The 13,231-nt window shown below is 38.3% G+C and carries 12 protein-coding genes; 3 read left to right on the forward strand and 9 right to left on the reverse strand.

Annotated features, from left to right (window positions below):
- Positions 1–72: 72 nt before the first annotated feature.
- The 3 genes from AOB46_RS01805 to AOB46_RS01815 form a co-directional block, all read right to left on the reverse strand.
- Positions 73–618, reverse strand: coding sequence for a hypothetical protein (locus AOB46_RS01805; protein WP_062696323.1), 546 nt, complete (start codon positions 616–618; stop codon positions 73–75).
- A 205-nt stretch (positions 619–823) separates the two neighbouring features.
- Positions 824–1,366 (reverse strand): hypothetical protein, encoded by a 543-nt coding sequence (locus AOB46_RS01810; RefSeq protein ID WP_062696324.1) that lies wholly within the window; start codon positions 1,364–1,366, stop codon positions 824–826.
- Positions 1,367–1,784: 418 nt separating this feature from the next.
- On the reverse strand, positions 1,785–2,147 hold the full coding sequence (locus AOB46_RS01815) for a winged helix-turn-helix transcriptional regulator (RefSeq protein WP_062696325.1): 363 nt from the start codon (positions 2,145–2,147) through the stop codon (positions 1,785–1,787).
- A gap of 127 nt (positions 2,148–2,274) precedes the next feature.
- On the opposite strand from AOB46_RS01815, the gene AOB46_RS01820 reads away from it, so the two are divergent.
- Both AOB46_RS01820 and AOB46_RS01825 read left to right on the forward strand, forming a co-directional pair.
- Positions 2,275–3,066: an SDR family oxidoreductase gene (locus AOB46_RS01820; protein ID WP_062696326.1), complete on the forward strand. Its 792-nt coding sequence runs from the start codon at positions 2,275–2,277 to the stop codon at positions 3,064–3,066.
- Positions 3,067–3,087: 21 nt separating this feature from the next.
- Positions 3,088–3,405: a hypothetical protein gene (locus AOB46_RS01825; RefSeq protein WP_062696327.1), complete on the forward strand. Its 318-nt coding sequence runs from the start codon at positions 3,088–3,090 to the stop codon at positions 3,403–3,405.
- Between the two features lie 97 nt (positions 3,406–3,502).
- On the opposite strand, the gene AOB46_RS23940 is transcribed toward AOB46_RS01825, so the two are convergent.
- The 4 genes from AOB46_RS23940 to AOB46_RS01840 are packed head-to-tail and all read right to left on the reverse strand — an operon-like array spanning position 3,503 to position 9,237.
- On the reverse strand, positions 3,503–3,931 hold the full coding sequence (locus AOB46_RS23940) for an alpha/beta hydrolase (RefSeq protein WP_262486706.1): 429 nt from the start codon (positions 3,929–3,931) through the stop codon (positions 3,503–3,505).
- Complete coding sequence (locus AOB46_RS23945) at positions 3,877–4,677, reverse strand: esterase (RefSeq protein WP_262486707.1); 801 nt, start codon at positions 4,675–4,677, stop codon at positions 3,877–3,879. The genes AOB46_RS23940 and AOB46_RS23945 overlap by 55 nt, the downstream gene beginning before the upstream one ends.
- 35 nt (positions 4,678–4,712) lie before the next feature.
- A complete protein-coding gene (locus AOB46_RS01835; protein ID WP_062696328.1) occupies positions 4,713–7,004 on the reverse strand; it encodes a glycoside hydrolase family 3 protein in 2,292 nt (763 codons plus the stop codon).
- Positions 7,005–7,014: 10 nt separating this feature from the next.
- Positions 7,015–9,237: a TonB-dependent receptor gene (locus AOB46_RS01840; protein ID WP_241489147.1), complete on the reverse strand. Its 2,223-nt coding sequence runs from the start codon at positions 9,235–9,237 to the stop codon at positions 7,015–7,017.
- A gap of 382 nt (positions 9,238–9,619) precedes the next feature.
- On the opposite strand from AOB46_RS01840, the gene AOB46_RS01850 reads away from it, so the two are divergent.
- Entirely contained in the window at positions 9,620–10,369 is a 750-nt protein-coding gene (locus AOB46_RS01850) for an NUDIX hydrolase (RefSeq protein WP_062696786.1), read from the forward strand.
- 571 nt (positions 10,370–10,940) lie between these two features.
- Here the strand turns inward: AOB46_RS01850 and AOB46_RS01855 are convergent.
- Together AOB46_RS01855 and AOB46_RS01860 are read right to left on the reverse strand one after the other, a co-directional pair.
- Positions 10,941–11,459 (reverse strand): DUF2911 domain-containing protein, encoded by a 519-nt coding sequence (locus AOB46_RS01855; RefSeq protein ID WP_062696331.1) that lies wholly within the window; start codon positions 11,457–11,459, stop codon positions 10,941–10,943.
- A 22-nt stretch (positions 11,460–11,481) separates the two neighbouring features.
- Positions 11,482–13,173, reverse strand: a complete 1,692-nt coding sequence (locus tag AOB46_RS01860; RefSeq protein WP_062696332.1) for a sodium:solute symporter — start codon at positions 13,171–13,173, stop codon at positions 11,482–11,484.
- Between the last annotated feature and the right edge of the window lie 58 nt (positions 13,174–13,231).

Below are 13,231 nucleotides of genomic sequence, written 5' to 3' on the forward strand. Positions count from 1 at the left end.
TTGGGTTTAAATAGAAAAACCCTCAATACCTGGAAAGTGCTGAGGGCATATATAATTGATGTGTTTTTTTTATTATAAAGCAGTCGCGGTATAAGTCACTGTTTGCGTATAGGTTCCGGCCGGCTTACCTAAAATATCAGAAGATGATGATTTTGCCGCTGGAATGGTGTAGTCCAGATTCAGTGTTAATGCGCTTCCCAGTGGAGCATTTGTCACTAAATTCTGATCCGTTGCAGATAAAACTACAGTATTTTTTGTTCCGCCCATTGTTCCGGCAGCTGTTGCAGCTTTGATTGTCAAAACATTAACAGGGATTAAATTGGTTCCATTCATGAAATTAGCACCTCCTGCTTTTACTTTAACATTAAAGTTCTTCGTGGAAGTAACTTTTAATGAGTTGGCTTTAGTAATCGTCTGATCAGAGTTATAGTCTGCTGCAGTAACATAGTTAAAATCAACTGTATTACCAATGGCAGTACTTCCTGCGTCAATAGAGATGACATCGTTCAGGGTGATGTTTACCGTTGTGGTTGCGGTTGTATTTTGAGCTTGAACACTGTTAGTTCCTAATATGATTGCTCCGATAGTTAAGGCTGTGATTACGATTTGTTTTGTCATGGCAGTATTATTTAATTGTTATTCTTATTTAATTGTTCTCTTTTGTATACTGCAAATTTATAGTGGTGCTAAAAGTTTCCTTGTAGTGGAAAAAGGAACTTCATGTAGTAAAATCACTACACGGTTTATTCATTTGACTTAAATAGAAAAGCCCTCAACACTTTTTAAGTGTTGAGGGCTTATATAAAATTTCTGCTTGTTTTTATTATAAGGCGGTCGCGGTATAAGTTATTTTTTGTGTGTAAGTTCCCTGTGGTTTTCCCAGAAGTACCCTGGACGCATTTTCCGCCGAAATGGAGTAAGCAATATCTAAAGACTGTTGGGTACCTAAACTTGCATTACTCACCAGCACCTGGTCATTTGTAGATAAAGTGACCTCATTCAGGGTTCCCACCAAACTTCCGCCCGGTATTGCTTTTACCCGTACTATATCTACGGGAATTACATTTGCGCCACTTACAAAGTGGGCCCCTTCAGATTTTACTTTTACATCAAAATTTTTAGAGGAAATAATGACTAAACTGTTAGGAACGGTCACATTTTTTGATGATTTATAATCTTTTGTGCTTCCATAGTTAAAATCTACAGCACCTTCTGAAGCAACAGAGCCAACATCCATTGCAATAACGTCCGATAAGATAATATTAACTGACGTACTCACCTGCTCTGAATTTTGTGCCATAACCTGTTGGGTTCCTAAGGCGATTGCTCCCAGAGACAGCGCAGCGATAAGGATTTGTTTTTTCATGATTAATAAATTTAATGAGGTATACTAAAATATTGTCATTCAGAAACTCATTATAAAGCTAATAACATTATCTGACATTACCAAGAATTTTTTCATCATTGCGTGTATTATCATCATAAAGTTTACAGATATTCAATCTGATAGAGTTAATTCTTGTTATGCATGATCTTACATTTCAATGGGAGGAGATGCAGATTTGTCGCTGAAATCATGGAATTAGCATATGTACGATAAGAATAAATAATCAAATTACCAGCAGCGTGATAGTTAAGGAAATTGTTGAACGGTCAGCCCAATCTGCAAAAGTTATATTATTGAATTAATGAACAGCAATTTCCTCTCGCTCCCTTCGTTTACAAGAGCAATCCATACCTTATTATTAGCCATAAATGTAATTGAATATAGATTTAAATAGTCATCAAGTATTTCCCCATTTTTTTAAAATTACTTCTCTTAGTCTATCTTCATTTTCGTCTCCCCAGCTTCCCAAAGCACTTATGACAGGAATTAAAGTTTTTCCAAACTCTGTTAGACTATATTCTACTTTTGGAGGTACCACTGGATATATTTTCTTTGCAATCAATTCGTGGTCTTCCAGCTCCTTTAACTGGATATTTAAGACCCTCCGTGAAGCATCCGGGATCTTACGCTGCAATTCGCTTGGCCGTTTATATCCCTGATCAATAAACCAAAGCAAACGTATTTTCCATTTACCGTAAAGTACTTCACCAATCAGATCGAGACCACAATTCAGATTTGGGATTATTTTTCTTTCATACATAATGTAAAATTAAACGTATGTTCCGATTTGCACAATAGGGGAAAAATTTATCCCTATATGAATCGTATTTCCGTACTTGTACCAACTGTTTTTATAGCCCAATTTTGTCCTATAAACAAATCTAAAAATGGAACAATTTAATTTCAACAATGAATTATCAGGCAAGATTGCCTTGGTGACCGGAGGTACAAAAGGGGCCGGAAGAGCAATTGCAGAAAGACTGCTACATGCTGGAGCAACAGTGATTATAACCGCAAGAAATACACCTGAAAAAGAAAACAGCAGTCTGCATTTCATTCCATCCGATTTGAGTAAAGCAGAAGGTGCCCAAAAAGTAGTCAACGAGGTCCTTACTAACTATGGAAGACTGGATATTCTGATAAACAATCTTGGTGGATCATCAACCCCTGCTGGCGGGTTTGCAGCGCTCAGCGATAAGGATTGGGAATCCACGCTACAGGCTAATCTTTTGGCTCCGATTCGTCTGGACAGAGGATTTTTACCACAAATGATCGATCGGAAAACAGGTGTAATCATCCATATTGCTTCAATTCAGGGTAAATTGCCTCTATATGATTCGACTTTACCGTATGCTGCCGCAAAGGCAGGACTGCGAAACTACAGTAAAAGCTTATCGAATGAAGTGACACCAAAAGGTGTTCGTGTGCTGACTGTTTCGCCTGGATGGATCAATACCACAGCGTCGGAAGCCTGGCTGGGTGAAATTGCAAGAAACGCTGACAGTACTGTAGAAGAAGCGCAACAAGGTGTAATGGACGCATTGGGTGGAATCCCCTTCGGGAGACCTGCTGACCCTCAAGAAGTGGCTGAGCTCGTTGGTTTCCTTGTTTCACCGAGAGCCAGCTATCTAACAGGAACTGAATATGTAATCGATGGTGGAACAGTACCGACAATTTAATATAATTTAAAAATAGAAAATATGAACTTACCTAAAATAATCACCGAGCTAGTAAAAACGCAGAACAATTTCGATAGTGCTGCTTATGCCAAATGTTTTACCGAAACCGCCGTAGTCTTTGATGAAGGCAAAAACCACAACGGAAAAGCAGAAATTGAACAATGGATTGACAAATCCAATAAAGAGTATGAAGCTACTATGGAGCCATTAGATTATGACGAAAAAGCAAATATTCTATCTGCAGAAATTTCTGGATCTTTTCCTGGAAGTCCGGTTATTTTAAAATTTCATTTTCAGTTGTCTCATGGGCTGATTCAATCCCTGAAAATAACCGGATAAAATCTGAAACAATCAGATTCAAAAAAGCTGAAGTATTTACTCCAGCTTTTTTAAAATTAATATGGTTGTTATGAATATTCTTTCATTTTCAACTTGTTTATTTAAATAACTGAGGAAGAAAATCATTGAGATAAGTTCTCCAATTGCTCCATGTATGACCGCCTTCGGATTCTGCGTATTGGTGTTTAAAGTTCATTTTGCTGAGCTTTTCACGATATTCCTTCACATTTTTGTATAGAAAATCTGTTTTTCCTATGGCAATCCAATACAATTTATAAGAATTGGTTTGCTGGGTTTTCAGCTTTTGCTCTAAATTCTGATAAACAGGACTTTTCTTTTCATCAGGCGGAAGAATTGCCGGAGAAAACAATCCTACATAATCAAACATTTTCGGCTGATTGGCAGAAATATACAATGAATGGAATCCACCCATTGAAAGGCCGGCGATCGCCCTATTTCCGGCGTCTGATTTTACTCGGTAATTATGCTCGGTAAAATCCATGATCTCACTGAAATAAGTTTCCATATCACCACTGAAAATATCGGGTGTTCGCATACCAATCTTATAAACCCCCTTGAAGATTCTCCCGGTGCGGCAGAATTGCTGGTATGGCCATTCGGCATAACAACAATCATAGGTTTTGCTTTTCCCTGAGCAATCAGATTATCCAGAATCTGTGAGGCTCTTCCTAATGTCATCCAGGCATCTTCATCACCTCCCATTCCATGTAACAGGTACAAAACAGGAAATTTTTCTTTTGAATTTTCATATCCCGGAGGTGTATAAACCGTTAATCTTCTGTCTTCTTTCAATCCGTCTGATGTGTACCATCTTTTAGAAACGGTTCCATGCGGGACGTTCTGAACTTTGTAATTTTCAGATTGCTTTCCATCAATCAAAATCATACTCATCACCGATGAAACATCACGAACCTGATATGAATTGTTTGGGTCGTTAGCCTTTACGCCGTCAACAATAAACGAATAGGTATAAATATCAGGGGCCAGGTCATCTTGATAGAATGACCAGATTCCATCCTTATCTTTTTTTAATTCCGCTGTTCCCGGTTCCCAACCTTGTCCCGGCATCCAGTTTCCCTGAAGTTTTACTGTTTTCGCTTCCGGTGCACGAAGGCGGAATGTTACGTTTTTACCTTTGATCTCCGGTGAAACTATTTCTTTTTTTCCACTGAAATCAAGGCTCTCCTGAGCATCGGTAAAACAAAGTGCACCAAAGAAAAGTGAACAAAGTAAAATATATCTGATTTTCATGTTGTCTCTATTTTAGTGATTGAATTTTTGCCGGACTATTTTTTATATTTCTCTGTTCTTGCATCCTTAATTACACCAGACCAGTTCATTCCGTACCCGAAATCATACTGATGACCTTCCGAATCTTTATGTGTTTCCATATCGTAAGGAACATCTTCTTTTTGCTTTTCAACGGTCGCCATATTTGCAGGCATCTGAAGCGGAAGCAATCCTGAAGGTTCATATTTTCCGGTTACGATATCCACAACCGCCTGATTGGAGACATTGAAATTCATCAGAATAGCATCAGCATGCTTTTCAAATTCGTTGAAAACCATCGGCTTTGAAGCTGTTACAGAAACAATAACAGGCTTTCCGTTCATTGCTTTGTATGTGTTTTCAATCGTTAATAGATCTGTAAAGTTAGTAGCAGTTGAAGTTTTATTTTTAAATGTTCTGTCATGCACATTGGGTGCCACAACCGGGTCGCCTGCAGCAATACTTTTCTCCCGGGCTTCGGTTGCTGTATACGTTTTGTATTGAAGAGAAATCGGAAGATATCCGTTTCCTCCTTCTGCTGCATCAATATCACTATAGCCGCCTTCTTCACTGTGAGGACTTTTCACGAAAACCAATGCGAAATCAGCTTTTGCAGGATCTTCGGTTACGTTGTAATGCTTTTTGATTTTTTCGATGTCAATTGGATAATCCAGAGAAGGAGCCGTATAAATTCCCCACCAGTTAAATGTTGCCGGAGAATATCTCTTCGGGATGTAAACCGTTTTTCTTTCCTTAATGGGTAAAATATTGTCCCTATTTTTTAACATCACGATGGATTTTACCTGAGCTTCATAACCCGCCTTCATAAATTCAGGATTACCAACAATCTTTTTGGTTTCTTCAATGTTGACATAAGGATTTTCAAACAATCCTGTTCTGAAGAAATTTCTCAGCAAACGAACGGCAGACTGTTCAAATTTTGCACGGTATGCTTTCTCGCCATATTGTTTTACGCCCATCTGATAGGCTTCCAAAACAGGTCCTTTATCATTATTTCCCCCGAACTGGTCAACACCTGCTTCCAACACTTTGTAGTGACGTTCAGCGATAGATAATTTCTCCGCGCCCCAAGGCTTTCCTGCAAATCCTCCCGGGGTTTTCGGCTCATCAGCTGTAATCAGCCAGTCCGTACACACAACACCATCATATTTATATTTTCCACGCAGTAAATCGGTGATAAGATATTTACTGTAGCCGTTTCCTACATTTTCCCCGTTTTTCGTATCCTGATTAAAACTAATTGTATAATAAGGCATTACTGCGGAGGCTTCTTTTGTTCCTCCGTTTAATTTGAAAGCACCTTCCGTAAAAGGTTTTACATGATTCTGGAAATTATTCCCCGGATAAACCGCAAATTTTCCCATCGCCCAGTGACCATCACGACCGCCTTCTTCCGGGCCACCTCCTGGCCAGTGCTTTACCATAGCATTTACACTTTTATTACCCCAGCCGTTTTTACTTCCGATGGTTGTCTGGAAACCGTCAATATAACCTCGTCCTAAATCTGCCGTCAGCTCCGGACTTTCAGAAAAAACGTAAGCGATTCTGTACCAACGTGGTTCTGTCCCCAAGTCGATCTGAGGAGACAGAGCTGTTGAAATTCCCAATGCCCTATACTCCTGGGCAGCAATGTTCCCGAATTTTCTAACCAATTCCGGATCGAAAGTTGCACCCATTGCCAAACCATCAGGCCAAAGTGAGATCTGTCCGCCTGCCCCTTCATTAAACTCAGCCGTTACGGTTGCGGAATGTCTCGGGTCTGTACTGTTGTTGGCTGGAATTCCCAACCCTAAGCCTTCTATGTAAGCCTGGATATTGTTGCTCCATTGTGCTGCAATTTCAGGAGATTCAACAGTCGTTACCAAAACATGACGAAGGTTATCTTCTTTTAAAAATTTCTTTTGTTGGTCTGTTAAATCAGAGGCTTTTGCCCCACTTTCTTTGTACAGCATTCCGTTATACTTTCCTGCCCGGAAACCGTCTGCAGGTGCAGGAACAGATTGGTGACCGCTGTAAAGCATTAAACCTGCAATCTGCTCAACCGTCATTTTTGATGCTAAATCTTTTGCTCTTTCATCAACGGGAAGCCGCCAGTCTTCGTATTTGTCAAGTTTTCCGTTTCTGTTTAAATCTTTGAATTTACTTCCGCTAATGGTAAGAATTTTCACCCCTGAATCTGCGGAATACCCTAAAACCGGACCTTTAGAATTTGCCACTGTCTGGATATTCTGTGAAAATGCTGTTACTCCTAAAAATAATGCAGCAATACTTAAAACCGTTCTTTTCATTGTTTATATTTTAGAAATTGAAGCTTACTGATAATTGACCTGTTAATGGCATAATGTATGTTCCTGTCAACAGCTTTCCATAATATGGACTTGCATCTGTAATCAATTCGGCACCATTGATGGTTCCACTGGCTCCTCTTTGGTTCAGGAAGTTGATGACTGTTGCACCAATGTTGATGTTTTTGTTTACTGTATAGCTTACACCCCCAAAGGTTTCCCATCTTGGCGCAAAGTATAGTGCATTGGTAAGATTTGCATATTGTTTTGAGAAATACCGGAAACTCGCCCAGAATTTCCATTTGTCAATAGAATAGCTTGGATCGATCTCCATTAAAACTTTAGCAACTCCTAATACATTGTTGTCGTTATAATCATAATCTTTTCCGAAAGCATTAAAATTAAATTTCTTATACACAGGATTTTGGAATGTAACCAAATAATGCAGATTGAATCCTTTGAATGGTTTTAAAACAAAATCCGTAGTCCAGCCCAGTGTCTGAATATCATAATAAACTGTTGTGGTTTGCGCTTGAGAACTATTTGCAGGATTTACCAGATTATATCTGTTAAGGTTGTTATTTTTCTTCAGATATGTAGCCTGAGAAATCAATTGAATCCAGTTTGTATTCCAGAAAACTCCGAATGCTCCCAATGGGCTTTTAATTTTATTGGTATTGGGTTCAAAAGCCTGGGAATAACTTTCCAGTCTTCTGTTTTCTTCTGTGTATAAGAAGTTGGCTAAGACCCCGAAGTTTTTGGTTATATTATAGGTAGCATTGAGGCTTCCAGCTACATGAAACCAATTTTCATTGATATTTTTAAAATCATCTGGGCCAAAAGTGAAGCCTGGGGTTCTTGGAGCTAGTGAAAATTTACCATCAACGGTATGGTGCCTTAAATGCAGGCCGTAACTAAGGTTAAAGTTATTAGACACTTTCCATTCATCAGTCGCATATAGTGAGATCTTGTTTTCTGTACCGCTGTGGAATTCGCCGCCCACATTATAATTATAAAATCCGTTGCCATCCGTAGTTGGACCAATCAGGCGTTGAGGCTGTGCACCTACAGTCTGAAAGAAGAACGATCGGTTGGAGGTGAAATCATCCACTTTATAATATTGTTCCAGAAGCCCAAGGGTAAGATTATGAGCCCCCAGCTGTTTGTTCAGTGAAAAACGTCCTGAAAGACTTGTAACCGGTGTTTCAGGTGTATGCATGGCAAGCTGGGTACCAACAGCTCCGGAGTAAGGCTGTCCATTGGAAGCCAGCGTATAGCCATTTGACGCATTTGCCTGGAAAATACTCAAAGGAATAATAGTGGAAATTTTCACTTTGGAAAAATGTGCCCGGGTTGAAAATTTAAAATTCCAGCCATTATCAAGCAGATAGTTACCAAAAATGTCGATATTATGAGATTTCGATCTGTTGTCATTTCCGTTCATAGAGGCCCAGTAATCTTTACCGGACAGGATATCTTTCATCTTTATCTTTCCGTCATTAACAACGTAAGAATCTCTGCCTATCCTGAAATCGTCCAACTCCGTCACTTTACCGTTTTCCCCATATTGAAATACGGCATAATTACCAATATTATATGAATCTGCATATTTATAGAGTGCTGTAATCTGGCCTTTATCATTGTTAAAATATTTGGTCACCCCTGCTCTGAAAATTTTTGTTTCATCAACATTTCTTGCAAAGCCTAACTTAAATGTGTTAGGGTCATAATTCAAAAATGCTCCGGCAGTATAGGTCCAGCCATTTTTGGAAACAGGACCTGAGATATTGGCATCTCCCTGTAGCCATCCAAAATTACTGGTTGTAAATTTACCTTTAATCTTAAGGTCTTTGGTTCCTGTTTGTGCATATGAATTTACAGCAAAACCAAGATCTCCCATCGTATTGGCCAGCTGGTCCATTTTTAAAAGTCCCGTTCTTTCCAGGCCAACACTTTGTCTCCATGTTTTATTAGGCAGTTCAGGCCAGAAAAAATAAACAACCGGAAGATCATTTTCAAGGATCGTTATTCCTCCAACAGTAGAAGGAAGTCCGATATTGACATCACGGGGGCTGGTATTATTGGCAGCATTGAGCATCACATTTCTGTTATTGTCCTCTTTGGAGGAAGTGATCTCTTTCTTGTTCAATGTTAAGCTGTCGGTTTTCTGTCCAAATGCTGCTCCACAAGAAAACATTAGTAACAAAGTAGAAATTCGGATTCTTGAGTTTTTCATAATTATCAATTAATCTGTTTTTAGTTGGATTACATAAGGAGACATTGAATTCCAGACAAATAACTTGTTTAAAATCAAATAAATAGCCAATAAGCCTATTTTATTTATATTTTGATATCTCCTACTAATTTTAGTTGCTTCATAATGAAGCAACCCAATATTACATTCTTTTCCTGATACAACCAAATCAATGTTAATTTTTTTTAACATTATTTTATATAATTGATTTACAGTTAAATAAAAAACAAATAATTAAAAATACTCCGAAAAAAAAGCATTTATTGCCTCAGAATTATAATCTATATGTTACCAAAAAGCATAGATGTTTGCTCCTTCATGAATATCCCCTTAAATTTGTTCACCAAGAACAATGAAAATAAAAATGAATCCCCGTAAACAGATCTTACAAAAATCAGCTGAAGCTTACCAGTTATATATTCCCCATATTTCTATTGACACTGTTATTTTTGGATTCAGTGAAAATGAGCTTAAGGTACTGGCTATTAAGATGAAGTTTAACGAGCAATGGTTTCTGCCAGGAGGCTATCTTAAAAAGGAAGAGAATATAGATAATGCAGCAATAAGAATTCTCCGTGACCGCGCGGGTGTAACGGATATTTTTTTGGAAGAGTTTTCCGTTTTTGGGGATAATGGCCGAAATGAGGAAGTTTTCAGTGATTATGATGATAGTTTATGGCATAAGCAAAGGTTTATTTCTATCGGTTATTATGCGCTTGTGAACTACAATGACGTTTCCCCAAAAGCTGATGAATTAAGCCACGAATTTGAATGGCTGGATGTGAATAACCTTGATCAGTATTCCATCACAATGGACCATAAGCAGATCATCTTAAAAGCGCTATTAACACTCAGGGAACGAATAACTTACAAGCCTATCGGCTACAACTTACTGCCAGAAAAATTTACAATGACAGAATTGCAGCGGCTATATGAAACGATATTAGGCAGGAATCTGAACAGGGGTAACTTCTATAGAAAAATAAAAAATTTAGGAATTCTGACTAAATTGGACGAACTGCGAACAGGCGGTGCTCATAAGCCACAAGATCTCTATTCCTTTAATAAAGAGCACTATGAAAAGGCTCTTCAGAATGGAGTGAATAGCTGGTAGCTGACTGGAAAGCCCAATATCGTAATGCAGTAATTATTTTTGTTTTATAATCGGGTTTAACAGTAACATGAAATTTCCATTAGCTTTTCTCCGGCATTAAAGAACCTACCAAAGAATCTTCTTTAGATAGCTGTAGTGCAGCATAAGTTGATTTCCCCTTCAAAAAAAACAATTGATTTTCAATAAGGTAAATTCAAAATACTTTCTATATCTGTAAACAGATAGTTCTTATATCCTACTGAACTCCAAGATCTATCCTTTCAGAAACGCCCAGGCCTTTCCCCTTGCACATAATTTTCTCACGGATCATTAAAATTAACCAGATCATTAAATTTAAATTAGTCCGGCATTCAGCTTATTTCGTCAGAATTTTTTCAGCAAATTCTTTAATCCTATCCATTACTTCTTTTTTTAATCCATTCATCAATACCATACCGTCTTATGGCTTCCTGATTAAAAAATGCTTAGTCTGTTTTAAATAGACAGTCTGAAATTACCTTAATCGTAATCTTTGATACAATAAACAAAAAAATCCCGTTAATTCCGGGATTTAATTTATCATATTTTAAATTTATTTTATCTCTACAGGAACTGAGATTTTGTCCCAATCCATTGTGAATCCATTACTATTTATTTTATACACTAAATTTTCCTGTGTTGCCTGTAAAGCTTTTGTTTTTACATCAACACGTAAAGCATCTTTAGCCTGCTCGTATTTATAAGCGCCCCATTGTTTTGGTTCTTTGTTAAAAATCGCAGTCCAGGTTCCGGATTCTTTAGGGATTAAGAAAAAGCTGTATTTACCTGCAGGCAGTTTTTTTCCCTGAACGGTAATGTCTTTATCTGTTTCGAAAGTAGTTGCTTCATTGGCTCCCGCACGCCAGACTTTATCATAAGCTTCTAAACCACCCCAGATTGTACGCCCTCTAACGGAAGGGCTGCTGTAGGCAATGGTAATGGTTGCATCTTTAATTTTTCCCGTTGCAGTAGCCGGAGGGCTTTTAGGTTTTTTAGTATCCTGTGCAAAGGCATTTACTGAAATCGTCATTGCAGCGAAAAGTACGGTAGCAGACTTGAACATTGTTTTCATAATATTTTTGTTTGTTGTTTGTTTACGAATTTACTGCTTTTGGCTTATAAAACAATAAACCGGTTGCCGAAAATATAATTACCGCCGCTGCCCCAATTACATTAAGCCAAAGGAAAGAAACGATATCAAACTGATAAACGGCAATAACCGCAATTTCTGATAAAATAGCAGAAATAAATACATTAGGACCGTTGATTTTTTTATAGTAAAATGCGACAAGAAAAATCCCCAATATCGGACCGTAGAAAAGAGAGCCCAATACATTAACCGCCTCAATAAGGGAACCCATTTGCGTGGCAAACATGGCAACGCCGATTGAGAAAATTCCCCAGGCTAAAGTATGCAGGCGGCTATACTTCAATTCGGTTGCATCATCAGGGATTTCTTTTCTGAATATCAGATGAACATCTTTTAAGGAGCAGGCAGCCAGTGAATTCAGTGCTGCTGAAATTGAACCCCAGCTGGCCAGAAAAATGACTGCAAACAGTAAACCGATCATCCCTACAGGTAAGGTATTTTTTACGAAATACAGGAAAATGTAATTGGTATCTGTTTTCTCGGCATTATAGTTTGAATTATTGATGGCTTCCTCTACCCTGCTGTGCAGTGCTTTTACCTGGATTTGTGTGTTTTTAAAATCCTGAATTGTTTTTTGGAGTTGTGGAGAATCATGTTCTTTCAGCTTTAGAATTTCTTTCGATTCTGCATTAAATTTTATTTGTAAATCCTGATGTTCTTTTTCAAAAACCGCAGCCTGTTCTGGTTTTGTTTCTTTTAAATATTGATAAGAGCGTTCGTTAAAATAAATCGGAGCCGGTTTTAGAGAGAAGAAAGCAAAAAGCAAAGCACCAATCAGGAGAATCGCAAACTGCATCGGAATTTTAACCAATCCGTTCAACAGCAGGCCCATTTTTGCATTGGTATTGTCTTTCGCTGTAATATACCTCCCTACCTGGCTCTGGTCTGTACCGAAGTAAGAAAGTGCCAGAAAAAAACCGCCAATCAGCCCGCTCCAGATATTGTATTTATCTTTCCAGTCGAAATCTGTAGTGATTACATTGAGCTTCCCTGATTTCCCCGCCAGATACAGCGCATCATTAAAACCAATTCCATCCGGCATATTCTGAATAAGCAGGTAGCCGGCAAAAGCCATTGTTCCCAGGATAATGAGAAACTGCAATTTCTGGGTGTGAGCGATCGCTTTTGCACCGCCAACATAGGTATAAATCAGCAGGATACCGCCTGTTAAAACATTGGTTAAATAAATATTCCAGTTTAAAACACTTGATAAGATGATACTGGGAGCATAAATGCTGATTCCTGTTGATAATCCTCTGGAAAAAAGAAAAAGCAGTGAAGTGAGCACCCTCGTTTTCTTATCAAAACGGTTTTCCAAATATTCATAGGCAGTGTAAACATTTAAACGCTGAAAAATCGGAATGAAAGTAATACAGATCACAATCATTGCCAAAGGCAGACCAAAGTAATACTGAACGAAACGCATACCGTCCGTATAAGCCTGACCCGGTGCTGAAAGGAATGTAATAGCGCTTGCCTGGGTAGCCATAATACCTAAAAGTACAATATACCACGGCATTTTATTATCTGCTTTCAGGTATGATTCGTTGCTTTTCTGGCCACGACCGATGAATACGCCGTAAACCACCACTGCAACAAGTGTAAAAATGAGAACTGTCCAATCTGTATTACTCATGCCCAGAATTTAGTAAACCAATAATAAAATGCGATCTGTAATACTAATGCAAAGGCTA

The organism is Chryseobacterium indologenes, assembly GCF_001295265.1.
Lineage (GTDB): Bacteria > Bacteroidota > Bacteroidia > Flavobacteriales > Weeksellaceae > Chryseobacterium > Chryseobacterium indologenes_A.

Excerpts from the sequence above, each read along its gene's own strand:
- AOB46_RS01860 (WP_062696332.1), bottom strand. The coding sequence starts at position 13,173 with ATGAGTAATACAGATTGGACAGTTCTCATTTTTACACTTGTTGCAGTG.
- AOB46_RS01805 (WP_062696323.1), bottom strand. The coding sequence starts at position 618 with ATGACAAAACAAATCGTAATCACAGCCTTAACTATCGGAGCAATCATA.
- AOB46_RS23940 (WP_262486706.1), bottom strand. The coding sequence starts at position 3,931 with ATGGAAACTTATTTCAGTGAGATCATGGATTTTACCGAGCATAATTAC.
- AOB46_RS01840 (WP_241489147.1), bottom strand. The coding sequence starts at position 9,237 with ATGAAAAACTCAAGAATCCGAATTTCTACTTTGTTACTAATGTTTTCT.
- AOB46_RS01855 (WP_062696331.1), bottom strand. The coding sequence starts at position 11,459 with ATGAAAACAATGTTCAAGTCTGCTACCGTACTTTTCGCTGCAATGACG.
- AOB46_RS01815 (WP_062696325.1), bottom strand. The coding sequence starts at position 2,147 with ATGTATGAAAGAAAAATAATCCCAAATCTGAATTGTGGTCTCGATCTG.
- AOB46_RS01835 (WP_062696328.1), bottom strand. The coding sequence starts at position 7,004 with ATGAAAAGAACGGTTTTAAGTATTGCTGCATTATTTTTAGGAGTAACA.
- AOB46_RS23945 (WP_262486707.1), bottom strand. The coding sequence starts at position 4,677 with ATGAAAATCAGATATATTTTACTTTGTTCACTTTTCTTTGGTGCACTT.
- AOB46_RS01825 (WP_062696327.1), top strand. The coding sequence starts at position 3,088 with ATGAACTTACCTAAAATAATCACCGAGCTAGTAAAAACGCAGAACAAT.
- AOB46_RS01820 (WP_062696326.1), top strand. The coding sequence starts at position 2,275 with ATGGAACAATTTAATTTCAACAATGAATTATCAGGCAAGATTGCCTTG.
- AOB46_RS01810 (WP_062696324.1), bottom strand. The coding sequence starts at position 1,366 with ATGAAAAAACAAATCCTTATCGCTGCGCTGTCTCTGGGAGCAATCGCC.
- AOB46_RS01850 (WP_062696786.1), top strand. The coding sequence starts at position 9,620 with ATGAATCCCCGTAAACAGATCTTACAAAAATCAGCTGAAGCTTACCAG.